This window comes from Pseudoalteromonas sp. S2755, assembly GCF_005886535.1.
Lineage (GTDB): Bacteria > Pseudomonadota > Gammaproteobacteria > Enterobacterales > Alteromonadaceae > Pseudoalteromonas.
This window is the reverse complement of the sequence record NZ_PNDS01000052.1, coordinates 26803-49863: the sequence shown is the minus strand read 5'-3', so window position 1 is coordinate 49863 and position 23061 is coordinate 26803. Positions and strand designations below refer to the sequence as shown.

The following is a 23061-nucleotide window of genomic DNA, read 5'->3' as shown; positions in this document are numbered from 1 at the left end:
GTATCTAATTTGATTGCAGCAGAATACGTTGCGCGTTTTAATTTCGTCATCTTTTCACCCAAATTTGTATGCAAATAGCATAACATTTCTTTCTTAATGGGTGGCCAAATTAACTATGCCACTACAATTACTCTTTTTACTAAAACATCGGATGGCTTTTGCTGTGTTTCTTACTCGAGGAAGAAGCCCTTCTGTGTTTGAAAAAAACTATGCGGAGGGGCCATTACATTTCTTAGTTTTGACCTTAGCGTTAATAGATTTTTTTGCGTTAATGGAGAACTTTCTGCGCAATCTGGAGCATTTAGGTATAAACGAAGAAACCGCAAAGGTGTTCTGGGAAGTAACCTTCTTTTATGACTATTTTGCTTACTTAAAATCAGTGCCTATGCTGCTGTGTGTCGCGGTACTTTATATCGGGTTTATAGCTCGAAGAAATGCTCCGCTACAAGTTGGGTATCTTGAGTCAGCACCAAAATAGGGCTGTTAACATATCGTGCTGTATGTGGATTAGCACTCGCTACAATTCAGGCATTAAACGTGTGGGGTAAGCTATCTCGTCGCGAGTGTTAGGATGGTGTTTAGTGGTTTTAAATTACCGTAGTAGCCATCTATATTTGCTTGAACCCATTCATCTTTTGATATGTCTGGCCAATTGACAGAAAAGCCTAAGAAAAATATTAGCTCCTCAAAGAAAAAACGTTGAGTTCTACCATTGCCCTCTCTAAAGGGATGAATAATATTTAATTCACAGTAGATATCCGCAAGCTGGGCTAAGATTTCTGGTTTAGCTGCGTTTATATCCAATGTTTCAATTTGCTGGAACTGCTTTTGTACTTCAACATTGATTCGTGAACAAGTACAAAACCGAGTTTCCCCTTTGGAAATGTCAACAGTTCTAATCTCGCCAGCCCAATCATATACATCTTGAAATAAATCAGTGGAGATGTCGTAAATGATTTAAACTAAATTCGTGGAGGGATTTGATTGTAGAAGAGTATTTACTATATCTAAAGGCGGTAAACGCTAGCTCAGCTTCCGCTAACTCATTTGCATCTGTAATATTAAGCTTATTAACTAGTACGTCAGATTTTGGATAACAATAACTATCCTGAGCAACGCCGTATTTATCTCGCATATTTTGCTTTTAAATCAGCAATTGATTTGCTCACGCTCTCTTTTTTAAAGCTTAGACCTTCGTATTTAGCGCTTATTTCAAAGTTGCTCATTTTAGGTATAAATGTTTGAACATTTTTTGCTTTTTTCACCGAAGTAACAGCCATAAATACACCTCTTGTCTGACTTCTTAAGTATAACTTAGCACTATAGTTATGCCAATAGTTCAAAACAGCCCGCTTCTTTTACTTACACCCTAGCTTAGCGTATATGAAGCACCATTCGATTTTGATAGTTTGATATGATATCTGACAATTAATGATGACTCAGGCCCCTTGCAAAGCTAGCTTCGTGTGTGGGTCATTTTGTCTATGTGCTTAAAAAACTCAGAGGACAACATGTCTAATAAAAGTCTTAGTGCTCGAATTCCTGCCTATAAAATGGTATTTGCAAGTGGCGAACTGCAGAAAACCTATAAGGATCTCGTCTCTATCGTTTAATCTTTAAATCTATTTAACTCCATTTCTAGCGAAAAAAAGAGTGCTAGTAGTAGCACTCTTGTCGATGCAAAATTCAACAGTAATACCCTTTAGTTGCTAGTCCATGCTTGGGGCGCTGGAATACACCAACTCAATTAGGTTATTCATCGTTCTTGATTTTTGCATATAAGCCTTTTCCATATGGGCAAGCTCTTGTAGTTCAAATAAGGTCGTTTCTACGAGTGCCAGCCATTTTTCTGTGGTGTCTGGTACCGCTTCACTTTGCTTTGTTGCTTTTTTTAGTGCGTCGTAATAAATAGTTAAGTCACGATATTGGCTTTGATAGTCCATTGTTGTTCCAACCCGTCTCTTTTAATTTACAGCAAGGTAACAGGAATTCTCAGCAGAAATCTGCGGAAAATAATTTTTTTACAACTTTTTAATTCGAAAGATAATTAATATTAGCAAAGGCGGAGATCACATCTTTCGCAAAAGCAATGCGAGGGTGCTTTAACGCGCCCTTTTTCCATACCAAATAGATGTTGTTTTCGGGGCCTATGGGGCCAAGCTGGATCAGTTCACCTGCTTTAATGAGATCTCGGCAGAGATAATCGGGGAGAACGGAGTAACCAATTCCAGAGCGAATGATGTTAGCAATTGCTCTAATGTCTGGGCAAATAGCGATGACGTTAGAGTTGCAGCTCGCATTAAATACACGGTCAAAGTATTGTCTTACCAAAGGTAAGTCTTGGTCGTACGTGACGACGTTATAGCTTGAGAGTAAGTCGGCGGTAATATCGCTGTCTTGGATTTCTCGGCCCTCTAAACGGTTCATCACTAGCCACAGTTGTTCTTTATCTAGAACGAGATAGTCAAAGGTTGTGGGATCTGGCGCAGAGGCGGCAATGGCGATGTCGGCGGTGTCGTTTATTAGTGCGTCGAAAATGTTAATTTTATTGCCAATATGAAGTACCACGTTAATGTTGCCCGCTTGCAATAAGTTGGCGATTTGTGGACCGGAGACAAAGCTTAAATACTCCGCGGGGCCGGCAATATTTAGTGTGCCAAACACCGCATTGGAGCGTGCCCGAATTGAGGTGATCTTCTGCTCTAAAATATCGATATGACCAGACACTTGCAGCGCTAAGTCATGTGCTGTTGGCGTTGGTTTTACACCTCGTGCTTGACGTTCAAACAAGGCTTTTCCTACTACCGCTTCCATGGTTTGAATATGTGCAGTGACAGCCGGCTGCGACATCCCCAAGTTGGCCGCAGCCTTGGTGATATTTTTGCAGCGGTATACTTCCACAAAGGTTTTTAGTTGGGTGAGATGAGACATAAAACATTCAAGCCATAAATATTCTGATTGCTCCTACCAATTTATCCGAATTCTCCTGTATCCGCAAATCACCTAAACTTGTCGATATTGAACTGGTATGAGGAGCCGGGATGAACAAGAGTTTAGTGAATACGATAGTGTGGGTGTCATCGTTGTTGGGTTCAGCACTTGCGCTTAGCGCTCATGCAAGTGAAGGTGAGGTATTAGTGTTACTTTCGAGCGAAACCTCGATGGAACTTGCCAGTGGCGAGACAATAGAAACAGGTTATTATCTCAATGAGTTTGGGATCCCAGCAAAGGCGTTGGTGGATGCTGGATATAAACTAGTATTAGCAACACCAAAAGGTAATGCCCCTGCTGTTGATCAAAAGTCAGTGACGGTTGATTACTTTGGCGGTGATGAGACTAAATTACAAAGCATCAAAAAATTTATTGCTAATCTGCCAGATATTAACGATACCGCGAGTTTTAGCGAGATCCTTGCTGCGGGGTTAGACGAGTTTGATGCGGTATTTATTCCAGGCGGACACGCCCCATTAATTGATTTGGCGAATAATCCGCAGGTGGGTGAAATTTTGCGCCATTTTAACCGCGAGAATAAACCTACAGCCGCGATTTGCCACGGCCCAATTACGTTGCTGTCGGCGCAAAGTGAACCAAAAGCGTATTATCAGAGTTTAACAACACAATCACCTGCTCAAGCGAAAAACTGGATTTATGACGGATATCAAATGACGATATTTTCGAACCCAGAAGAACAGGTATTTGAAAGCACGTTAAATGGCGAAAAACTCAACTTTTACCCAGCAGCAGCGATGTCTCAGGCTGGAGGAAAGATGCAGTTTGCAAATGCATGGCAGCCAAAAGTGGTTGTTGATAGAGAGCTAATTACGGGGCAAAACCCATTTTCAGACAAATTACTAGCAAAAAAGCTGCTAGAAATGTTAGCGAAAGTATCGAATATTCAACAGTAAGGAATTGAGCATGCTTAATTTTGTATTTAAAAATCAAACCGAAATTCTTTTTGGTAAAGGCCAAATGAGTGAAATCACCTCACGATTACCAGAAGCTGCAAAGGTGCTGCTACTGTACGGCGGCGGCTCGATTAAAAACAATGGTGTCTACGACCAAGCTATGAGTGCATTGACAGGTGTTGAGGTTGTGGAATTTGGTGGTGTGGAGCCAAACCCAACATACGAAACGCTAATGCAAGCGGTCGCGACGGCAAAGCAGAATGATGTGAATTTTATTCTTGCAGTTGGCGGCGGCAGTGTTATTGACGGCGCAAAGTTTGTGGCGGCAGCTGTGAATTTTGACGGTGAGCCTTGGGACATTTTGGTAAAAGGTGCAAGCTTTAGCAATCCATTACCGATTGGTGCTGTGCTTACTTTACCTGCTACAGGCTCTGAGAGTAACGGCAACTCAGTGGTTACTAAAAAGGCAACTTCGCAAAAGCGTGCGTTTTCGTCACCGACGGTACAGCCGCAGTTTGCGGTACTCGACCCAGAATACACCTACTCACTACCGCCTCGCCAAGTGAGTAATGGAGTAGTGGATGCGTTTGTTCACGTGATTGAGCAGTATTTAACGTATCCAGTAAATGCGCCACTGCAAGACAGATTCGCAGAAGGTATTTTACAAACGCTTATCAGCGAAGGGCCAAAGGCGTTAAGCGAGCCTAACAATTATGATGTAAGAGCAAACGTTATGTGGTCTGCAACTATGGCGCTAAATGGCCTTATTGGTCAAGGCGTACCACAGGATTGGTCAACGCATATGATTGGTCACGAGCTAACGGCATTGTATAACCTTGACCACGCGCAAACGCTTGCGATTGTATTACCTGCGGTGATGTATGTGCAACGAGACAAAAAAGCCGAGAAAATCAAGCAACTTGGTGAGCGTGTATTTGGTATTACAGCGGCGGATGAAGCACAGCAAATTGACCAAACGATAAAAGCAGTTCAGGACTTTTTTGAGTCGATGGCGGTGCAAACGCGTTTAGCCGATTACCAATTAGACGAAAAAGCAGTACAGGAAGTTATCGCTAACCTAGAAAAGAACGGCATGACGGCATTAGGTGAGCACGGCGATATTGATTTAGCGAAGGCGAAAGAAATTTTAATGCTGGCGTTGTAAAGCAATAACCAGTTGGTATAAGTGCTGTCAGATAATAGGGTAAGATGGTTCAGGTTCTTTGAACCATCTTACCCTTATTTATGCTCAGACGGCTTTGCTGGTGAATTAGCGCGTGAAACGGTATCGTTTCAGCAAAGCTCAGAACTAATTAATGACCAAACTTAATGCGGATCCCTGCATTGATCGTAAATCCGTCGTTACGAGACCAAATATCAGTTGTCCATCGTCCACTCGGAGCCTGTTGAGTTAGCAATATTGGCTCATCTTTAGTTTGCCGAACATTGAGCAAGTTCTCTGCATTTAAGAAGTAACTTATGTTACCAAGAGTGATTTGACCAAGTAAGCCTAAGTGCCAGTATGCGTCGCTTCTATCACGGTAACGGTTATTTTCGAGATGCTGTGTACCAGTATAATAAGCTTCAAAGCCTAGTAGGTGACTGCCATGCTTCTCCCACATAATTACTGCACCAGCAGAATGTGTTGGTGTTAGGGTTAATGGAGTTCGGCTAGTGCCTAATCCGCTAAGTTTTGTTGCGTCAGTATATAAGTAGCTTCCAGTTATTTTGATGTCATGCCAGCGGTATCGCAAAAGCAATTCTGCGCCACGAATTTCGGTCTGGCCTGGGTTATTCACTAATCGAACGTGGTTATTTGTATTCGGGTTTTGGGCTTCGATGACCTTAAGCTCAGTGACATTGTCGACATCCGAGGCAAACAGGGTGACACTTGTTTCAATGTCATCAAATACATAGCTGAGATCAATAGACGCTGTAGTCGCCAGTTCCTCCTCTAAGTTACTTAAAGGCTCAAGGCGAGACAGGCCACTGTCTTCAATATCTTCAATAAAAGGTGTCGGCGCAAAGAAGCCTTGACCGTAGGATCCGCGAATTGTCCAGCTGTTTGGATTGTACAAAATGGATGCACGTGGACTAAACTGAGTGCCGTATTCACTGTGCCAATCGGTTCTGGCGCTCAATGATATTGAAACGTCTTTTTCTGTGTCATAGTCTACCTGTGAAAATAACCCAGGTACTTGATAGTTATAGTTAAACTCTGAAAAGTCATCAGACTCAAAGCGGTCAGACTGATAAGCTACTCCAACAAGCCAAGCAATAGCTTCACGATAACCCGATACACTAGATTCAAATAAGTAACTTTCATGGTTATCTGTTTCTTGAGTCATCCCATAAACATGGTCATGCTCCTGGTGCATCGCTGAACCACGAACACTGAGGTTTATTTCTTCACTAAGTGGTTGGTCGAAAATAAAACCGCTATCTAACCTTAATGAGTCTTGCTGTTGAGGAAATGATTCACCTGTAGGTAATGTATCTGTTTGTTGCGTACCACCTTCACGATTTTCTCTCATCGCACCAAACGTCCAATAAAGGTTGGCACCATCTTCATTTTCCCAATAAAAACGTGGGCGAACGGTCGCGCGCTCATAGCCTGCTATATCAAGCCAGCCATCCTCATCTAAATCTTGCTGAGCTTGATGATGAAGTCCCAGAGTAATTGACGCACGAGTACTTGAGTTCAGTGGGGTTGCAAAATAGGAGGTAATATCTTGACCACTTTTTGATGTTGCATTGAGTAGCACTTCACCTTCAAGTTCATCCCCTGGTGTACGAGAGATAAGATTAATCACCCCGCCTAAGGCTGATCCACCATACAAAGAAGAAGCTGATCCTTTGATAATTTCAACATTGGCTAAGTCGGTTGGAGGGATTTGAAGCAACCCAATTGACGCAGTTTGTCCACCATATAATGGCAAACCATCACTAAGTAGCTGGGTATAGCGACCATACAGGCTTTGCAATCTTATGTTGGCACTGCCTAAAGCCGGAGAGGTATTTTGTACTCGTACACCGCCAGTTTCAGCAACTAGCATAGAAATATTTCCGGGCCGCATTAAGGCTTTTTCTTGGATTTCCTCACTATTGATAATTTCAGTTCTAGTTGCCGATTCGTTCACGATCCGACCAAGTCGTGACGCGGTTACTTGAATTCTCTCTATTTTATTCTGGTTATGTTCGCCATGATGTTCATGTTCTCCCGCATAAGATACAGACGGGCCAAGTAAGATAGCCAGCGCCACCTTTGAATATTGATTAAGCATGTTTTACCTCAGGTAATGCAAAACAACGCGAAGTTTTATTAGCTTAATACCAGCTCAAATTGAGGAAAAAACCTGACGCGAGCTACGTCAAAAGCTTCTTATTTAGAACGACTAAATAATAATATTTTCGTCTTGCCTACATGGGTGTAGATACCTTGGCGATAGCAGGGCGCGGTAGCTGTGTTATCGACAAGATTTTTTCGCCTCAAAATAAACCGCTTAATTAAGTCAATTGGTATAACTTTCGCAGCATATAAATTAAATTTTTAGTAAGAATTTAGTTTGGCTGTAGCCTAAGCGGTAAAATAGGAGGCCGATAGAATGAGGTCGCAATACTATGAATATCTGGAGTTGGAGTTGATCGTACAGGACCACCAAAACGAATGAGTTCTGAGGCAATAGGGTTTATAGGAATGTATGCAAAGGTTGCACAGGTGTTTTCGGGGCAAATGCAATCGTTCTCACAGCAATCTGTGTCACAACAATCATCTGCACCTTGCTGGTATTCGTTTTGAGATTCAAATGTGATTGATTGCGTGATAATAATGTCATCATCAGATACAAAAAAGGGAGATGCTAATGCTTGCCCAACAAAGGCAACCAAGATTGTCATCATAATAAGTAGTTTTGACATTCCCTTACACATAATAATCTCAACTCGAAACTGCTGCACATTGTAGGGAATAATTTTATATAAGTGAAGTGTATCGGAGACGATAAATGAGCGCTGGTTATAAAAGCCTGTGGCGTAGCGATACTAAAAAGTTAAGAAAGGCTGTTTATTATCCAATATGAACTCAGGTTTTGGGTCAAGGTGGACTTATTCCACCTTTTTTGAAATACGTATAGCGACTTAAAAATTATGTAAACTAGAAAGTAAATTTCAGATCTTTAATAACTCTTGACTGGATACCTCTAATTAAACTATTTTCTTTAAGTTCACCGTTAAAATGACCTGTTCTAACTCTCTGAATTTCCATGTCAAATTCACATGGTTTTGAAGTTGCAATCTGTTCTAGATCTATGAGACCAGCGCTTTTTGCATTGAATGTATTGTTGGTCGAGTTTCCAAACTGTGTTGAGAAAGAGCCAGTCACTAACCCGCCCGTATTATTTGAACATGCATAGTTAACGATAAGAGATGCGTCACTAGCTGAGTCTATTCCATCAATATGAATTTCAATATTTTCATCATATCGAAAAGTTTTCTTTGCTTCGGGGGTAAGTACCAAAAAGCCTAAAGGAAGCTCCACAGACGCTGAAGCATTTGCTTCTTTCTTGCGATTTAACTGGATAGTATACAGGCTGTTACTAGTTACAACTGAGGATCTGCCCTCGTAATCAATATCTAGAATGTCAGTATCTTTAGTCAATTGGATTGTCTGACCATTTACGATTGCTCTTAGTGTATCGCCTTCGCTTAAGTTTACATTAGATCCGAACGAGTCCCCGACGTTTAGCTCAGCCACAATTCGGGCTCTCTCCCCATTTGAAGTTATTGATATATCCGCACTAATTGCATTTGTTTTCAGCAGCTCAGATTCTGTCTCAGATGTACAAGCCATAAGAAATGTGCTGATACTGGCTACGGTTATAAGTAACAGAGAAGATTTGGTTGATTTCATTTTTTACCCGTGATTCATTTAAAAGCAGATTCTCCAATTTAGAAACAGGGATGACAAGTTAAAAAATGTAATAGGGTTGTACAGTAAAAAGAAATAATCACTGTTGTTTGCAGGGGGATTTAACAATCTTAGTGCTATTTTCGTTTACGGGTTACGGGTTACGGGTTTTGTTTGAGCTGCTCGATGCGTTGCTCAAAACTTGGGTGTGTGCTTAACCAACTATGCTGTTCGTCGCTTTCCTTGGCGAGCTTTTCGAATATAGAGATCATTGCGTCACTATTACCATACAGCGCCATTAGCTTTTCATGTGCGTACAAATCAGCCTCGAGCTCAGCTTGCTGAGAGTAATTTTGGTTAATACCTAACATTGCGCCCTGCATCATTAGATCTGATAGCGCAGAGATGTCACCCAATACGACACTCAAACTGACAAATACGATAGACGAGCTCACAAGAGATTCCATTACGTGATTATGCTCAACATGACCAATCTCGTGGAGTAACACTGCGCTAAGCTCTTGCTGAGTCGATGCCAGTTCGACCATGTTATCGGTGATCACAATGCTACCATTGGCCAATGCCATGGCGTTGGCTTTATCTTTCCACTGCCTAAATTCAAGTTTAAACTCGCGTTCACTCGATGCATTGGTGCCAAGCAGTGAGACAAATAAAGCGCGAGTCTCTTGCTGTTTGATTTCACTTAATTTTGATTCAGAAAATTCCGAGTTGTCTAGCTCGTTTAGGCTACTTTCGTCGATGACTTGGTAGATTGGTTTGGGCAATGAGGCTGAGATTTCTTCAGCGAAGTAAGGCACACCTTTGGTATAAAACTGATAACCACTAAATAAAACGACCACAACCGTGGCCGCTATAATCCAAAGCCAATGAGTTTGCTTAGACTGTTTGATTCTGCTGTGTATCTTTGAGCTCATCTAGTACTTCTCGCATCACATCGATGTTGTATTTTCTCACTATTTTTTGGCTATTAAATAACTGAGGTAGCTCAATTAAACACACTAAAATTAGCAGTATCCAGCCATAAAAGAGAATAAACACAAGCCCTAATAGCATTAAAGTGAGGTTAATTGCACCCCGTGCTGTTTTACCCAGATAAAAGTGATGTAAACCTGCAGCAAAAAAGTAATTGAGTACCGCGTAAGTATCAGGATCTTTTACGAGCTGTTCTTCCAGTTGGTAGTACTGCTTGCGCGCTTCAGGACTTAGCTGAGCAACTTGGTTTCTCAACGCTTCTTCTTGTTCTCTTAATGCTATTTCGTCCATGCAAACTCCTAGGATTAGGTTACGGTAGGGGATCTGACTTTACTTCAATACAATCTGGGTCATTGCAGCGCCTAATCCGACAAAAGCCGATACGCACGCCTTTAAAGAAGCCGTACTTTTCGATTGCTTGATAAGTATATTCAGAACATGACGGCGTAAAGTTACAACTTATATTGAAGTGGGCTTTTGCTCCACCATTCGCTTGATAGCGGCGAATGGCAGACAGAGCAAAGTGTTTAAGCACGCTTACGGCCCAGTGTTAAAATCACGGCTTCGCGGCTCCAAAATAGCATAAAACGTTTGTTTTCGATAACTTGGAAAACAAGTTGCCAGCCATCTTGCGCTTCCATATTTAAAGTTGCTTCAAGCTTTTTTAACGGTAATCCACTTGAGCCAAGTAACAGTGTGCCGCAGCCACCTTCAACTACATGGATAACTTTATATTCGTCGTATTGGGTCATAATACATCCCTGATTTAATTAGAATAAGTGAGATTTAATTCTATAGTAGCCAAGTAATCGCGACAATAGCGATTTCGTTGTTATTTTTTTAATTACAACAAAGTTTGATATTACTCATGAATAAAGCAAGATGTTGCCCCGAGTGACCACTCTACAACGGCTTCAGCATGAAGTTTAGTCGTGTCATAAAGAGGGATTTGAGTATGCCCTTGCTGAACGAGCAAACCTATTTCTGTGCAACCTAAAATAATCCCTTCAGCCCCTTGTTGATAGAGTGCGTCGATGATGTCTAGATAAGTTTGCCTTGAACTTGCGTTGACTTCACCGCGACATAATTCGTCATAAATGATATTGTGAACTAAAGCTTGTTGATCCCCATCAGGTGTTATGACCTCAATGCCATGAAGGTCTTGTAATCGTGCTTTATAAAAGTCTTGCTGCATCGTAAATCTCGTACCTAACAGCGCGATGCGTTTTACGCCGTCATCTTTAAGTCGCTTCGCGGTTGCGTCGGCAATATGCAGTACAGGCAATCCTGACGCTACGCTAATTTCACCTGAAATTTTATGCATGGTGTTGGTACAGATCACAATGGCATCAGAGCCTGCACGTTTCAACGAAGTAGCTGCACCTGCCAAAATGGTTGTCATTTTCTGCCAATCACCTGCTGCTTGAAGCTCAGCAATTTCGGCAAAGTCGACGCTATACAAGCAAAGCTTGGCACTGTGTAGCCCGCCAAGCTTTGCTTTAACGGTTTGATTGATAAGCTGGTAGTAGCTTTGTGTTGACTCCCAACTCATACCGCCAATTAGCCCAAGTTGTTTCATAGTGATCGCTCGTTATTTGCTGATAATAAAGACAATAACGGATCTGGATTGAAACTTGAACAGTCAGCTTAAGGCGAGTTGACGGTTTTTCTTACTCTTGAGTTTCTTACGCTTTCTTTGCCACCATAAATATAACCCAGTAAAACCAAGCAACACCGGGGCGAGTCCCATAATGCACCAAATTATTTTACTGGTAAGCCCTGCAAAGTGGCCAAAGTGGAGTTTTCTAAAACTGTCAATTACCCTGTCTAAAGTAGACGCCGTTCGAATATCGTAGGCAAAGGTTTGTTTACCAGATTGCGCATCAAAGCTAACCGTTGCTGCATAGTTACTAATGAACGGGTTGGCATCGGCCACGCTGCCAAAAATGGTAATGCTGGTTTGCTCTGGCTCAAATGGAAATAGCCAGTAGGTCGGTTTAAGTCCGTCAACCGCACGATGGCTTTGGGTCATCATGGCATCAAAATCTAATGAGTGGTTAAACATTGTGTGGCTGACAATATGGTGCTCATCTTCTTGATGCTCAAAAGCCTCGTGGTAATACTCCACTGCATTAAAGTAAACGCCAGTAATGCCAAGCGCGAGTAATACCGGCGCACTCCAAATACCAATTACCTTATGCAGGTCGCTCATCATGACGAGTCGAGGAGCTTGTCGTCTAAAGCTAAAGAAGCGCCGCCAAAAGCGCCGATATATCACTAAGCCGGAAACACCGAGCAGTGTAAAAAGTATGGCAACAACTAAACCGATAACGACACCCATGTGTGGAAAGGTTTTACTCACATCATCAAGTAGTAAGGTGTAATGTAGGTGAAGAATAAAATCAGTAAAGTCGCTGTGAATACCCACAGGCTCGCTTAGCATTTTGCCTGCGTACGGATCTAGATACGTTTTAAACCACGTGTCTGTGCCATGCTTTAATAAATAGACTCTATCAGCTTCGTAGCCATCATCGAATATTTCCCAGCTACCAATTTCATAATTTGGATGGGTGTCTGCGACATAATTAACGAGCACATTCATGGACTGACGTTGGACGTCTTGGTCCTGATAAGTCAATGTCGCTTGTGTTGGAAGTAATAGGCTATCTATCTCGAATTTAAACACCAACATGCTACCTGTGATTGACATAACGGCGAGTGGCAGTATCGCGATTAATGCCATTGCACTGTGCCATTTAAATAGTGTTTTACGCATTGTTTTCCTTTGAGTTAAAGCTAAATGAGAATGAATAAATGGATGAATTTACAGGCTGAATTAACAATAAGAATTAACAAGGACACCCACTTTAATGCTTGCAGGTGCATTAAGGTGGGTGTCCGTTTAAACCTTTCAGTCTATGTCCTTCCGTAGGCTCTCCTAAATGAATGACTAAAAGCGGTAGTGAAGACCGATATCGGCTTTGCGCTCAGCCCCCATCCAGCAATTGCTTTCGTCATAACATGCGCCAACGTAACGCTTGTCACTGAGGTTACTAACGCTAAAGGTGATCCTGGCTTGCTCGCTGAGTTCATAATCAAACGCGATGTCGAATAAGGTATAGGATGGCACGGTATCTGAGTTGTATTTGCCAACATAACTCTCGCCAACATAACGAGCACCAACACTGACTTTAAGGGCGTCTAGCAGGCTTGGATAATAGTTTATCCAAAGCGAAGCGGTGTTATCTGCAACCCACACCAAGCGTTTCCCCACCAAATCTTGATCTAATTCATTTTTAGTGACTTTCTGGTCCAGATGCGTGGCATTGAACTGCACATCAACTTGTTCGTTAAAGGTGTGAGAAGCCTCAAGCTCAATACCTTTGGACTGGATTTCACCGGCTTGGGTTTTCGTGACAAAGTCTTTGCTGTTAATGATTTCATTCTGCTTGGTGAGATCGAATAGCGCAAATGTTAGCTGCGTATCGCGAGATTGATATTTAACGCCAAGTTCCCATTGTTCTGCTTCAGTTGGCTTGAAGGCTTGTTGAGTTACGCTATCTTCTCCTGCAACGGGTTCAAATGACTGACTATAGCTTACGTAAGGTCGCCAACCAGAATCCAGCTGATAAAGTGCGGCAACCCTTCCGGTGAGTTGGGTGTCATCAATAGTTGATTCCGTTTGCCACTCGGTGCCTGCGTAGTTTTTGTCAGCAATAACATCACTGGTGAAACTGTCGTATCTAAGACCAGCCAATAGAGTTAGCGCTGATATTGTCACTTCGTCTTGGACGTAAAGCGCGCGGTTACTTTGTTCAATATCGTGCGCTTCGGTATAAAAGTTAAGTGGTAAAGCGCTTATATCAAACGCTGCATAATTGGGCGCTGCTAGATTAATACTTGGTGTGCCTGTCCCGAGTGTATCCCAGTATCCTACTGTAGAGGTTAATGTCTTGTATTCAAAACCCAAGAGCAAGTGATGTGATGAATCGCCAACCGTAAAGTGAGTCGACAATTGGTTGTCTAAAACATAGCCGTGTTGCGTTTCATCGGTTTTATATGCTGAACGGGCAAGTATGGTATCGCTATCTGCTATTAAGTTTTGGTTGTAGGTATTTTGCTGCAGGCCTTCTGCATCGGTGTAACGCCAGTTGGCAAACAAAGACCAATCGTCAGACAAACTGTGTTCCAGCTTTAGCCCTGCCATTAGCGTTGTCCTATCAAAATTAGCCCAATTGATATCGCCTGCAAATGCATCGGCATCTAGATAACCGTAACTTGCGCGCGTAAGCGTACCAACACTATGTAAGGGAGTAGATGGTATGGCTTTGGGATCGTCTTGGTAATAAAGCTGTGCAGTTAACGCCGTATCATGGTTCGGTTGCCAGCGCAGTGAAGGTGCAAACACAGTGCGTTCTTCTTCCGTTGTTTTTTGCTGGCCATCACTTGTTCTTGATAGCGCAATGGCACGATAGCTTAGTTCATCGGTGATCACACCTCCATGATCAACGCCGATTTCTTTGAGCGCTCTGCTACCGACTCTCAGGCGAACCTGTGTTTGCTCAGTGCCGTTAGCAAGCTTTGCGATTTGGTTCACCATGCCACCTGGCGGTGCTGAGCCATAAAGCACTGATGCTGGGCCTTTTAGTACTTCAATGGTTTCGGTGGCAAAGGCATCAACTTGAGGGTATAAATTCCAAAGGTTATTGGATTGCAGTTCTAGGCCATCGTAATAGTTTCGATAAGATTCAAAACCGCGAATAGTGTATTGGTCAAAAATGGTGACTGTACTGCGGCTTTCTGGTGTGATACCAGAAACATAGCGTAACGCAGCATTGACCGAGTCAGCTTGACGTAGCTGCAGGGTATCCTGATCTATATGAGAAATAGAAAAGGGCGCGTTGATTGGTGCTAAAGACGACTTTGTTCCGGTACTTTTATATTGGCTACCTTGAACTTCTATTCTTTCTAACTCATCTTTTTGGCCTTCATTGGCGCTGGTGGTTTGAGAAAGCAGTGAGAGGCACACTGCAGCATAGAGCGTGTTAATTTTCATTGTTCTACTACTATGGATAATGAGAGTGATTCTTATTATATATATTTGCGCGCTTCAGTTTTGTCTAAGAGTGCACTCGTTGTGAAATTTGCTTGGGTGAAAGAGAAAATAATTGCTTAAAACGACGGCTGAAGTGCGCCTGATTTTTAAATCCGCTATTGATAGCGATTTGATTTAATGATGCAGAGCTATTAAGTAACTCAAAATAAGCATGAGTGAGCCTAGTGCGGATAAGATATTCACTGGCACTCAGATCAGATGCGGCAAATAGTTTGTGAATATAACGTTTTGACCAGCCTGAATGGTCACATAGCATGTCGATACAAAATGCTTCATCATTTGCATGTGTAGAGATGAGCTGTTTTAACTCCGCTAACGGCGACCTTGGTAATTGGGTCGGCTGGCAAGCACTTAGATGCAATACAATTTCATCTTCTAGCCATTTTGCCGCTGTTAAATTTAACGTTGTGGCGGTTAAGGCGCTTTTGAATAATGTTGCTAGGCCAAAGGGAATGGTCAGCGCTTGACCATGCTGAAGTCGTTTGCCGGTTCGAGAGGCTAGCCAATTGATTGGAAAGTTGAAGCTAACAGCGAGGTATTGTGTAGGAAGGTGAAACACATGTCTTTGATTTGCTTCAAGATAGATTAGCTGCGTTAGATCAGCACGCTGTAAAGACTGTTCAGTCAACCACCAACCACTTCCTTCAGTGATAAGGATTAAACTACCATAGTTTTCAGGCATCATCGCCGCAGTTTGCGCAGAGCGATGGTAAATAATACCATCGAGTTTTACTTGCGAGATGCTACTACAGATGAGTGGTACTTCGTTGTGTAGCTCACCGTCAGATACATGGTCATAAAACCCTTGATGTAATAATTGGCTGTAAAGATCTAATACAATACTCATTAAGAACAAAAATGGCGGCTCAAACGAGCCACCACTGTACTTGTTTTTTCAATAAACCCCAAACGAAATGAGATTTATTTGTAACTAATTTAGTTTAGTGGCTCGCAACAAGTGTTACGCCAGAGAAACTAGAATAGCCACGCAATTTGATGTAATAGGTTGCGCCTTGGCCTGAACTTAAACTACAAGACTCGTTATTACCATTTAAAAACGGACGACAGTCATAGGTTGATGTCGTAGGCGCTGCACCTTTACGAACATACAAATCTGCATCGCCAGAGCCGCCAGAACTTGCTACTGTTAATGTTACATTGGCCGGGACGTCAATGGTGTATAGCAACTCTTGGCCAGATGCACCAGCCAAACCACTTACTGGAATGCCATTTTCTAAGCAGTTGCTACCACAGCCACCAGGATCAGATGAGTAAGTGCCAGTGAGCGTTGCATTTGCATACGCAGCGTAACCATTTAGCATCACGTACCAATCACCAGCAGTCGGATTAGTGAAATCGCATGATTCATTGTTACCATTCAGATAGGGACGACAAGCGTAACTATTCAGCGTTGGTTGTGTGCCTTGCTGTACATATAGATCGGCATCGCCAGTACCACCAGCAAGTGAGAAGTTCAGTGCGCTTGCGCCTGCTGGAACAACCAACTTATAGAAGGTTTGCTGACCAGATGCACCAGATGCACTAACGCCTTGGCCATTAACTAGCTCTGTGATTGGATCAGGATCTGGGTCCGGATCTGTACCATCAGCTAGCGTATAAAGTAGCTCGTTAGGCGAACCACTTTGTGGGTTAGATACTTTACCTTTTGATGAGCGTTGGCTCAGCAAGCTATCAATTTGTGACGGACTTAGACTTGGGTTTTCATCCAAATATAGCGCAACAGCACCCGCAACGTGCGGTGCGGCCATCGAAGTACCGCTGATGGTATTGGTTGATGTATCTGAGTTATACCAAGCAGAAGTAATACTTGAACCTGGTGCATAAATGTCTAGACAGTTACCATAGTTTGAGAAACTAGAACGGGCATCGCTGCTTGTGGTTGAACCCACAGTGATTGCATTGGCCGCTCGTGCAGGTGAGTAATTACAGGCATTGCTATTGTCATTACCCGCCGCAACAACAAAGCTAACGCCTGAGGCAACTGCGTTATTTACTGCGTCATCAACCGCTTGAGAAACACCACCACCCAAACTCATGTTAGCAACGGATGGGCCTGATGCATTGTTTTTAACCCAATCGATACCAGAGATAACGCCTGAATATGAACCCGAGCCGTTACAACCCAATACTCTTACGCCAACGATATTGACGTTTTTCGCTACCCCATATTCACCGCCACCAATTGTGCCAGCAACATGGGTACCATGACCGTTACAGTCTGTTGCATCATTGTCATTATCAACAAAGTCATAACCATGTGATGCACGGTTACCAAATTCATTGTGACTAATGCGAACACCTGTATCGATAACGTAGGCCGTTACGCCAGTACCATCAAAATCATAATGGTAGTTTGAGTTTAGCGGCAGATTACGTTGATCTACGCGATCTAGACCCCAAGTTGGACTAGCTTGGTCGCCGCTTGCTGTGATGGCTGGGGTCACTGTAACCACTTGGTCTTGTTCGATATAGTCAATATTTGGGTTATTAAGCAAACCTTTTAGTTGCTTTGCTGATGCATTAATCACCACACCGTTTAGCACGCCACCAAACTCTTTTGTAATGCTTACGTTATGTTTATTCTGTAACGCTTTAGCTTGCTTATTAGCGAAGGCTGCAACCGCTTTACTGTCTTTGACATTTAAAACAGAAGGTGTTGTGAACACCACAATATACTGATCATCGATTGCTTTGTTTGACTCTACGCTAAGTATTTTAGCGGCTTGTGCGTTGACTGAAGTCAAACCCGCTAACACTGCAAAACTAATAGCACTTAATTTACGCATTTTGTTGTTCCTTGCATGTTGTTTTGTTTAATTGTGTTTACCAATCTCAAGGTTATGAACTTATCCAGCTGCTGTAGACGCGTTATTCACCAAAGTTCAACGCTTGGTTGCGTTTGTTTTGAGTTAATGAACAACGCCAGCTAAATAAAAATTGCACATAATTTCGACTGGTTACACTAGGATAGAAGTAAAGCTTAAAAAATAAACAAAAAATACAAAAAAAATTTACAATGCATTTCTTACTGCATAGATTAGCTTCTAAATTAAATGAGAGATTCATTTCTTTCTTTGCATATTATCAATAAATACAGGTGGTTAATTTCTATTTTGGAAAGAGGGTAAGACTGCGAAAAAGGTGAAATAAATAGGCATGAAAAATTCAAACAAGCATGATGAATATGAATTTTGTTAATTTATCTTTACATTTCAGGTTGTGTTGTGACTCATCCTATGAAGAGGTGGTTCGAGCAAATATAGAGGCAGATAAGCTCCCCTCTAGAGAAGGTATTAGGGCGAGTAGAGCGCGGCGCTAGTCTAAATCGCTCAACAGTATTTTGATTTCTCCTCTCACTTCGTCAATGTTTTGGACTAACAATGTTACTGATTGAGGCTCTGTCTGAATTGATTGCCAGTTTTCACTCCATGTCTTACTCAGCGTGGATGCTTCTAGTTTTATAGCGTCATTAGTCAGGTAGCTAAAGTCATTGAGCAAACCGACTTTAATCCACCCTTTGCGCGGATTACCATTGATTATGTCTTTATCGTAATGAGAAAGATAAATCAGCTGCTCGAGCTCGGCGAGCTCTTTGAGCATTTCGAAGCAAGCGGTACGGATGTTATTGTTTCGCTCAGTCTCTTCTAAGCGCCAGATATTGTAAGAAAAGCCAACCAAGGCGAAAGCCATGCTTACTATTAAACTTAACTGATACAGCTTTAACTTTTCTTTGATCTTCATTTTCTGCGCCGATTTGTTGAATATCTTGGTTATATGGCAACTTTAAAGCCACTAAACCATCCCAAGTTAAGCCCTTTTTGTAGCAACTGCATCACCATAGCCGTGCCTTGTGCTAGATCATCACTTTGCTCGGCCGCGTATTCACAGACAAAGCTAAACGGCAGTGCATTGTTCATACTTTGTAGACAACTAAATTCGGCTTCCGTTAACGAATGATAGCCAGTGCGCATATCGCGCTCTCTGGCGAGTATCCAGTAGTTTGGCTTTGTCGACACTTCAGGGACTGGTGTACTGTTCTTTAACGCTTGCCAGCTGTCGACCGCATTATGTGTAAATCGCAATAAGTGAACGCTGGGGTGTAAGGTAAATTGCAAGTTTGGAAATTGTGCAGCTGCAATTTTTTGTAGGTGCACAAGTCCCAATTGAGGTGCATCTTCTGCGTCAAAAGCGCTGAGTAATGTACGCTCAAATTGTGCAATTTCAGTGAGAATAGGGTAGCGTTTAAATGGCTCAAATTGACTTAAATATTCAGGAAGCGCATCGCCAAACTGGCGCAGTGAAGTCGAACGCGAAGGAAAGTGCTCTAGATAGCCCGAAAACATCTCATCAAACAGTGCATCACCTAAATAAAAGCCAAGCATTTCATGATCTTGTTCTAGCACTTTTTTTAATCTGATGTGGTAAGCATTAGTGTATATTTGTGCGCGTTGTGCGACATTTAGGCCGCTTTGATATTCAATTTCAGCCATTAATTGGCTGTCATCGCCTTTTAGCATCGCAATAAAGGCGTGTTGCAGCGCGACGAGATCAGCCATCTGTTCTCCAACTGCAAGGGGCTATTCCTTTGGCCAAGTTCAGCTCTTGTAATAATCCCGCGAGTTCAGGAAAGTTATCATCACGCTCAATCATGGTGTTAATAGGGGATCTGTTTTGAGTGTATTGTCGATACAAACTCCATACCTCTTCGCAAATAGGTTGGTCATGCGTATCAACAATATGCGTCCCAAAATCACTATGGCCAGCCAAGTGGATTTGAGCAACCGCTTGTGTTGGTATGGCGTTTAGGTAAGTCATTGGGTCAAATTGATGATTGCGCGAGCTTACATATACATTGTTGATGTCGAGCAATAACTGACATCCCGTACGCTGGTGTAATTCGCTCAAAAACGCCCATTCTGTCAGCTCAGATTGTTTGTAGTTTAAATAACTTGAGACATTTTCGAAGATCATTGGACGCTCAAGGTAATCTTGTACTTGATTGATTCTTGCGGTGAGATGTACCAGCGCTTCTTCAGTGTAGGGAAGTGGCAATAAATCATGGCTATTAAATTCGCCTAAGCTGCTAAAGCAGAGGTGATCTGACACCCATTCGGGTTCAACCCGTGCGATGGTGCGTTTAAGTTGGGCAAGGTAATTCATATCTAGGGGCGAAGTACTGCCTATCGACATCGATACTCCGTGCATCACAATGGGGTAGTGCTCTTTAATCTGTGAGAGGTAATACCAAGGCTTGCCGCCGTCGACAAAGTAATTCTCAGAGATAATCTCAAACCAGTCCACTTGTGGTCGAGTATCGATAATAGAGTCAAAATAACACGTGCGTAGGCCAAGACCAAAGCCCAAAAAGGGTACTGACATAATTGCGCTCTTTTAATGCATAGTGCGCGTTTATCTATTGCAATCAGAACCTTGATAGATAAACACGCGCCGAGGTTAACGCTTATTAGCTTTTCACTTTGCCGCCAATATCAGCACAAGCTTTTGCTGGCATGCTGACAAATCCAGTCCCTTTGCAAGAAGCGTGTCCCGCACAAGCATTACTTGCGGTTTTACAATCGTTATGGCCTCCGCAAACGTTGACATCGTGACAGTGCACAAGGTCGGCCTTTGCGACACTGCCAACCCAAGCGTCTTTTTGATTGCCACCGACATCACTACATGCTTTACTCGGCATCGCAACAAAGCCGGTGCCTTTGCAAGAAGCTTGTCCTGAGCAGGCATTACTCGCTGTTTTACAATCATTATGCCCACCACAAACATTGACATCATAACAATGCACTAAATCTGTTTCAGCTGCCGCAGCTTGTGCACTCGTGGAATTGTTCTCTGTGCTATTACAACCCACTAAACCCGCAACCATCATCGCCATTGCAGCGCCCGTTAATGCTTTCATGTTTTTAATCCTCTTTGTTATCAATTAACGTGCTTAGCTTCGGCCTAGGATTATCGAAACGCAGTCACGTTATAAAAGACCTAGTAACCGCAAGATCCATTTCAGTGTAGAAGAAAAAATGGGGGATAAAGTTAAATTTTACGAAAATAAGAAGGCGTTAATCCCGTCCAGCGCTTAAATGCACGGCGAAAATTAGTGATGTCGCTAAACTGTAAAGCGGTTGCAATTTGTTCATTGGAATAGCCTTGCTCGGTCACGTAAAACATGGCTTGTTGACGATGCAGTCTGTCTTTTTCGTTAATAAAAGTAGTCTGATGTAGCTTGAGTTTGCGTTTAAAAGTTGCAGCGCTCATGCCCATCATTTCGGCGATTTGCTCACTATGATATTTAGGATATTTTAATTGTAAGCGGTGTAGCTGGGCGAGAAATCCACGCTGTGGTGAGGGCAAGATTTTTAACTGCCGAGCCACTAAATAAGGAAAAGTGCCAATTTGCTGCTGAGCTAAAGCTTGGTTACTCATTACAACGGCAAAATCACTGTGATCAAAGCTATAAGTTAGGTGTATATGGCTTAAGTATTGCGCGACTTGTTTTGGCTTTGTATACGGAAACTGCAATGTCAAGGTAGTTTCTGGGCTGCGCCACTTAAGATAGCCACAACAAAGGCTTGCCATTGCTTCGCATAAAAATCGCGTGACCGCAGGCTTACCTTCTGCAATGGCGGGTGAAAACAGTAAATGGCAGCTTGTTTCTGTCTGGAGTTTTCTAACGTGGTAAAAAGGCAATATATCCAAACCTTTAAGCAGAAGTACTTTGAGTAATTGCTGTATATTGTGGCAATTAAATAGCAGCTCGGCATGGTGACTGATTAGCGTATTAAGTAGGTATTGGCCGTAAATAAAACTGACTTCCTGACAGCTCGCCTGACTGATAAGGTTGCTTACTATTGTTTCAAACTGCTCATAACTAATGAAGGTTGGGTTAGCGTGCAGATCGGTATAAAACAACTTACTGCCTTTCAAAATGATGTCTGCATGTACACCGCGTTGAGAAGCCAGCTCCACTAAGGGGAGTGCAAAATAGCGACTCGCAAGTTGTTTTGTTTGGCACTCAAAATAGGACATTAAGCCGCGGCTTCCTTGGCCTGATTCAGCTCGTTCACAAGCGCTGCTATCAGAGATTCAAATTCGCAGTGTTTGTCATCAACTTCGATACAACTCCATCTCACTGCACTATATTGCGGCTGGTTTTTACCGTCATCATAGTTGGCATGGCGGGCGATAAATTCTGCCGCACGGTTAGCAAAAGCTTGGGCTTGAACATGGTTGGTTTGTGGGTGAACGACCACAAACTTATCTGCCGCAAAACGGCATAGCAGATCACTCTCACGCATGCTCAGAGAGAGCATATCGGCAATATCGCGCAGTAACTGATTACTTTTTTGCATACCATGCTGGCGAGAATAAGCGGCAAAATCACATATATCGAATAGCGTTAAGCAAAATGGGCTATTGCCATTGGCAAGGCGAGATTGTTCGTGGCGAACTTGATTTTGCATATACTCTACGCTGTAGAGGCCGGTGACAAAGTCGGTCATGCTGTGGTCACGATAAAAACGCTCTTTTTTCATCAGGGTTTGATTGAATATGCTTTGTTCTTTGTACCAGTAATAGGCTGAAATACTCATCAGTACCATGCCAAAGCAAGCAGGGATCGCTTCAAAGCTGGTTAAATAATGGGGCGTGAACACCACCATCTCATCTAAAAAATCCCACAACATTGAAACATACATGGCACTCAACCCTGCAAACAGTAGGTTAGTGACGAGTCCTTTTGGTCGAGTGAGCAAGGTCACCGCAATCCAAATCAATGTCATCAGCGTGAGGCCACCTTCACCAAGGCTATCGAGCCAATTGACGTCCGACAGCGGTCGCAGTACTGAGGTATAGGCCGTGATGGTAATGGCAACTAGTGTGAGTAGCACTAGTAGCAACCACCGCGATTGATGAAGTAAAAAAGGCTGAAGTTTCATGTTTATTGTCTAGTCAAAATGTAGAGCGATATAGTAAAAATTTGCGCTTGGTGCTTATAGGGTCAATTTAGCTCAGTAAAGGCGATGTTTTTATGACAAAAACCGCAACATTTTTGCATAACAGCAGCTAGCAAACCGATTGATATACATAGCTCAGGTTAAACATCGTTGCCA

Annotated in this window: 24 protein-coding genes and 1 pseudogene; 3 read left to right on the top strand and 22 right to left on the bottom strand. The window is 42.6% G+C overall.

Annotation, left to right across the window (positions count from 1 at the left end; translation table 11 throughout):
- Positions 1 to 121: 121 nt before the first annotated feature.
- Positions 122 to 478: pseudogene (locus CWC03_RS23785) on the top strand (helix-turn-helix domain-containing protein); the annotation flags it as partial.
- Between the two features lie 71 nt (positions 479 to 549).
- Here CWC03_RS23785 and CWC03_RS23780 read toward each other — a convergent pair.
- The 4 genes from CWC03_RS23780 to CWC03_RS10555 form a co-directional block, all read right to left on the bottom strand.
- Positions 550 to 900, bottom strand: a complete 351-nt coding sequence (locus tag CWC03_RS23780) for a Fic/DOC family protein (RefSeq protein WP_249314003.1) — start codon at positions 898 to 900, stop codon at positions 550 to 552.
- Positions 901 to 1124: 224 nt separating this feature from the next.
- Positions 1125 to 1280, bottom strand: a complete 156-nt coding sequence (locus CWC03_RS23450; RefSeq protein ID WP_017217632.1) for a hypothetical protein — start codon at positions 1278 to 1280, stop codon at positions 1125 to 1127.
- 429 nt (positions 1281 to 1709) lie between these two features.
- Positions 1710 to 1943, bottom strand: coding sequence for a hypothetical protein (locus CWC03_RS10560; RefSeq protein ID WP_010369844.1), 234 nt, complete (start codon positions 1941 to 1943; stop codon positions 1710 to 1712).
- 88 nt (positions 1944 to 2031) lie between these two features.
- Positions 2032 to 2931, bottom strand: a complete 900-nt coding sequence (locus CWC03_RS10555; RefSeq protein ID WP_138581891.1) for a LysR family transcriptional regulator — start codon at positions 2929 to 2931, stop codon at positions 2032 to 2034.
- 110 nt (positions 2932 to 3041) lie between these two features.
- Between CWC03_RS10555 and CWC03_RS10550 the strand changes: the two genes are divergently transcribed.
- The gene (locus CWC03_RS10550) at positions 3042 to 3905 is read left to right on the top strand and encodes a type 1 glutamine amidotransferase domain-containing protein (RefSeq protein WP_138581890.1); all 864 of its coding nucleotides are present in this window, start codon (positions 3042 to 3044) and stop codon (positions 3903 to 3905) included.
- Positions 3906 to 3915: 10 nt separating this feature from the next.
- Complete coding sequence (locus CWC03_RS10545) at positions 3916 to 5070, top strand: iron-containing alcohol dehydrogenase (protein ID WP_138581889.1); 1155 nt, start codon at positions 3916 to 3918, stop codon at positions 5068 to 5070.
- A gap of 148 nt (positions 5071 to 5218) precedes the next feature.
- Here CWC03_RS10545 and CWC03_RS10540 read toward each other — a convergent pair whose 3' ends face one another.
- From CWC03_RS10540 to CWC03_RS10455, 18 genes are all read right to left on the bottom strand, one after another.
- Positions 5219 to 7189 (bottom strand): TonB-dependent receptor plug domain-containing protein, encoded by a 1971-nt coding sequence (locus CWC03_RS10540; protein WP_138581888.1) that lies wholly within the window; start codon positions 7187 to 7189, stop codon positions 5219 to 5221.
- Positions 7190 to 7466: 277 nt separating this feature from the next.
- The gene (locus tag CWC03_RS10535; protein ID WP_138581887.1) at positions 7467 to 7823 is read right to left on the bottom strand and encodes a hypothetical protein; all 357 of its coding nucleotides are present in this window, start codon (positions 7821 to 7823) and stop codon (positions 7467 to 7469) included.
- Positions 7824 to 8058: 235 nt separating this feature from the next.
- Complete coding sequence (locus tag CWC03_RS10530; protein WP_138581886.1) at positions 8059 to 8814, bottom strand: hypothetical protein; 756 nt, start codon at positions 8812 to 8814, stop codon at positions 8059 to 8061.
- A gap of 158 nt (positions 8815 to 8972) precedes the next feature.
- A complete protein-coding gene (locus tag CWC03_RS10525) occupies positions 8973 to 9746 on the bottom strand; it encodes a M48 family metallopeptidase (RefSeq protein WP_138581885.1) in 774 nt (257 codons plus the stop codon).
- Entirely contained in the window at positions 9709 to 10095 is a 387-nt protein-coding gene (locus CWC03_RS10520) for a TM2 domain-containing protein (protein ID WP_138524373.1), read from the bottom strand. Before CWC03_RS10520 ends, CWC03_RS10525 begins: the two co-directional genes overlap by 38 nt.
- A gap of 19 nt (positions 10096 to 10114) precedes the next feature.
- The gene (yidD, locus tag CWC03_RS10515) at positions 10115 to 10339 is read right to left on the bottom strand and encodes a membrane protein insertion efficiency factor YidD (protein ID WP_138524375.1); all 225 of its coding nucleotides are present in this window, start codon (positions 10337 to 10339) and stop codon (positions 10115 to 10117) included.
- Positions 10332 to 10556: a DUF4177 domain-containing protein gene (locus CWC03_RS10510; RefSeq protein ID WP_010369821.1), complete on the bottom strand. Its 225-nt coding sequence runs from the start codon at positions 10554 to 10556 to the stop codon at positions 10332 to 10334. The genes yidD and CWC03_RS10510 overlap by 8 nt, the downstream gene beginning before the upstream one ends.
- A gap of 110 nt (positions 10557 to 10666) precedes the next feature.
- Positions 10667 to 11383, bottom strand: a complete 717-nt coding sequence (locus tag CWC03_RS10505; RefSeq protein WP_138581884.1) for an aspartate/glutamate racemase family protein — start codon at positions 11381 to 11383, stop codon at positions 10667 to 10669.
- A 63-nt stretch (positions 11384 to 11446) separates the two neighbouring features.
- The gene (locus CWC03_RS10500; protein WP_138581883.1) at positions 11447 to 12580 is read right to left on the bottom strand and encodes a PepSY-associated TM helix domain-containing protein; all 1134 of its coding nucleotides are present in this window, start codon (positions 12578 to 12580) and stop codon (positions 11447 to 11449) included.
- A gap of 174 nt (positions 12581 to 12754) precedes the next feature.
- Complete coding sequence (locus CWC03_RS10495) at positions 12755 to 14860, bottom strand: TonB-dependent siderophore receptor (RefSeq protein WP_138581882.1); 2106 nt, start codon at positions 14858 to 14860, stop codon at positions 12755 to 12757.
- Between the two features lie 64 nt (positions 14861 to 14924).
- Positions 14925 to 15767, bottom strand: coding sequence for a helix-turn-helix transcriptional regulator (locus CWC03_RS10490; RefSeq protein ID WP_138581881.1), 843 nt, complete (start codon positions 15765 to 15767; stop codon positions 14925 to 14927).
- 94 nt (positions 15768 to 15861) lie between these two features.
- On the bottom strand, positions 15862 to 17727 hold the full coding sequence (locus tag CWC03_RS10485) for a S8 family serine peptidase (protein ID WP_138581880.1): 1866 nt from the start codon (positions 17725 to 17727) through the stop codon (positions 15862 to 15864).
- A gap of 529 nt (positions 17728 to 18256) precedes the next feature.
- Positions 18257 to 18682: a hypothetical protein gene (locus tag CWC03_RS10480; RefSeq protein ID WP_249314001.1), complete on the bottom strand. Its 426-nt coding sequence runs from the start codon at positions 18680 to 18682 to the stop codon at positions 18257 to 18259.
- A 29-nt stretch (positions 18683 to 18711) separates the two neighbouring features.
- Positions 18712 to 19497, bottom strand: coding sequence for an HvfC/BufC N-terminal domain-containing protein (locus CWC03_RS10475; protein WP_138581879.1), 786 nt, complete (start codon positions 19495 to 19497; stop codon positions 18712 to 18714).
- Positions 19490 to 20320 carry an MNIO family bufferin maturase gene (gene bufB, locus CWC03_RS10470; RefSeq protein WP_138581878.1) on the bottom strand — a complete coding sequence of 277 codons (831 nt, stop codon included), beginning with the start codon at positions 20318 to 20320 and terminating at the stop codon, positions 19490 to 19492. The genes CWC03_RS10475 and bufB overlap by 8 nt, the downstream gene beginning before the upstream one ends.
- An 85-nt stretch (positions 20321 to 20405) precedes the next feature.
- Positions 20406 to 20855, bottom strand: a complete 450-nt coding sequence (bufA2, locus tag CWC03_RS10465; protein ID WP_138581877.1) for a BufA2 family periplasmic bufferin-type metallophore — start codon at positions 20853 to 20855, stop codon at positions 20406 to 20408.
- Between the two features lie 131 nt (positions 20856 to 20986).
- Complete coding sequence (locus CWC03_RS10460) at positions 20987 to 21979, bottom strand: helix-turn-helix domain-containing protein (RefSeq protein ID WP_138581876.1); 993 nt, start codon at positions 21977 to 21979, stop codon at positions 20987 to 20989.
- Positions 21979 to 22887: a GGDEF domain-containing protein gene (locus CWC03_RS10455; protein ID WP_138581875.1), complete on the bottom strand. Its 909-nt coding sequence runs from the start codon at positions 22885 to 22887 to the stop codon at positions 21979 to 21981. Before CWC03_RS10455 ends, CWC03_RS10460 begins: the two co-directional genes overlap by 1 nt.
- Positions 22888 to 23061: the final 174 nt, after the last annotated feature.

Excerpts from the sequence above, each read along its gene's own strand:
- CWC03_RS23450 (WP_017217632.1), bottom strand. The coding sequence starts at position 1,280 with ATGGCTGTTACTTCGGTGAAAAAAGCAAAAAATGTTCAAACATTTATA.
- CWC03_RS10560 (WP_010369844.1), bottom strand. The coding sequence starts at position 1,943 with ATGGACTATCAAAGCCAATATCGTGACTTAACTATTTATTACGACGCA.
- CWC03_RS10555 (WP_138581891.1), bottom strand. The coding sequence starts at position 2,931 with ATGTCTCATCTCACCCAACTAAAAACCTTTGTGGAAGTATACCGCTGC.
- CWC03_RS10550 (WP_138581890.1), top strand. The coding sequence starts at position 3,042 with ATGAACAAGAGTTTAGTGAATACGATAGTGTGGGTGTCATCGTTGTTG.
- CWC03_RS10545 (WP_138581889.1), top strand. The coding sequence starts at position 3,916 with ATGCTTAATTTTGTATTTAAAAATCAAACCGAAATTCTTTTTGGTAAA.
- CWC03_RS10540 (WP_138581888.1), bottom strand. The coding sequence starts at position 7,189 with ATGCTTAATCAATATTCAAAGGTGGCGCTGGCTATCTTACTTGGCCCG.
- CWC03_RS10535 (WP_138581887.1), bottom strand. The coding sequence starts at position 7,823 with ATGTCAAAACTACTTATTATGATGACAATCTTGGTTGCCTTTGTTGGG.
- CWC03_RS10530 (WP_138581886.1), bottom strand. The coding sequence starts at position 8,814 with ATGAAATCAACCAAATCTTCTCTGTTACTTATAACCGTAGCCAGTATC.
- CWC03_RS10525 (WP_138581885.1), bottom strand. The coding sequence starts at position 9,746 with ATGAGCTCAAAGATACACAGCAGAATCAAACAGTCTAAGCAAACTCAT.
- CWC03_RS10520 (WP_138524373.1), bottom strand. The coding sequence starts at position 10,095 with ATGGACGAAATAGCATTAAGAGAACAAGAAGAAGCGTTGAGAAACCAA.
- CWC03_RS10510 (WP_010369821.1), bottom strand. The coding sequence starts at position 10,556 with ATGACCCAATACGACGAATATAAAGTTATCCATGTAGTTGAAGGTGGC.
- CWC03_RS10505 (WP_138581884.1), bottom strand. The coding sequence starts at position 11,383 with ATGAAACAACTTGGGCTAATTGGCGGTATGAGTTGGGAGTCAACACAA.
- CWC03_RS10500 (WP_138581883.1), bottom strand. The coding sequence starts at position 12,580 with ATGCGTAAAACACTATTTAAATGGCACAGTGCAATGGCATTAATCGCG.
- CWC03_RS10495 (WP_138581882.1), bottom strand. The coding sequence starts at position 14,860 with ATGAAAATTAACACGCTCTATGCTGCAGTGTGCCTCTCACTGCTTTCT.
- CWC03_RS10490 (WP_138581881.1), bottom strand. The coding sequence starts at position 15,767 with ATGAGTATTGTATTAGATCTTTACAGCCAATTATTACATCAAGGGTTT.
- CWC03_RS10485 (WP_138581880.1), bottom strand. The coding sequence starts at position 17,727 with ATGCGTAAATTAAGTGCTATTAGTTTTGCAGTGTTAGCGGGTTTGACT.
- CWC03_RS10480 (WP_249314001.1), bottom strand. The coding sequence starts at position 18,682 with ATGAAGATCAAAGAAAAGTTAAAGCTGTATCAGTTAAGTTTAATAGTA.
- CWC03_RS10475 (WP_138581879.1), bottom strand. The coding sequence starts at position 19,497 with ATGGCTGATCTCGTCGCGCTGCAACACGCCTTTATTGCGATGCTAAAA.
- bufB (WP_138581878.1), bottom strand. The coding sequence starts at position 20,320 with ATGTCAGTACCCTTTTTGGGCTTTGGTCTTGGCCTACGCACGTGTTAT.
- bufA2 (WP_138581877.1), bottom strand. The coding sequence starts at position 20,855 with ATGAAAGCATTAACGGGCGCTGCAATGGCGATGATGGTTGCGGGTTTA.
- CWC03_RS10460 (WP_138581876.1), bottom strand. The coding sequence starts at position 21,979 with ATGTCCTATTTTGAGTGCCAAACAAAACAACTTGCGAGTCGCTATTTT.
- CWC03_RS10455 (WP_138581875.1), bottom strand. The coding sequence starts at position 22,887 with ATGAAACTTCAGCCTTTTTTACTTCATCAATCGCGGTGGTTGCTACTA.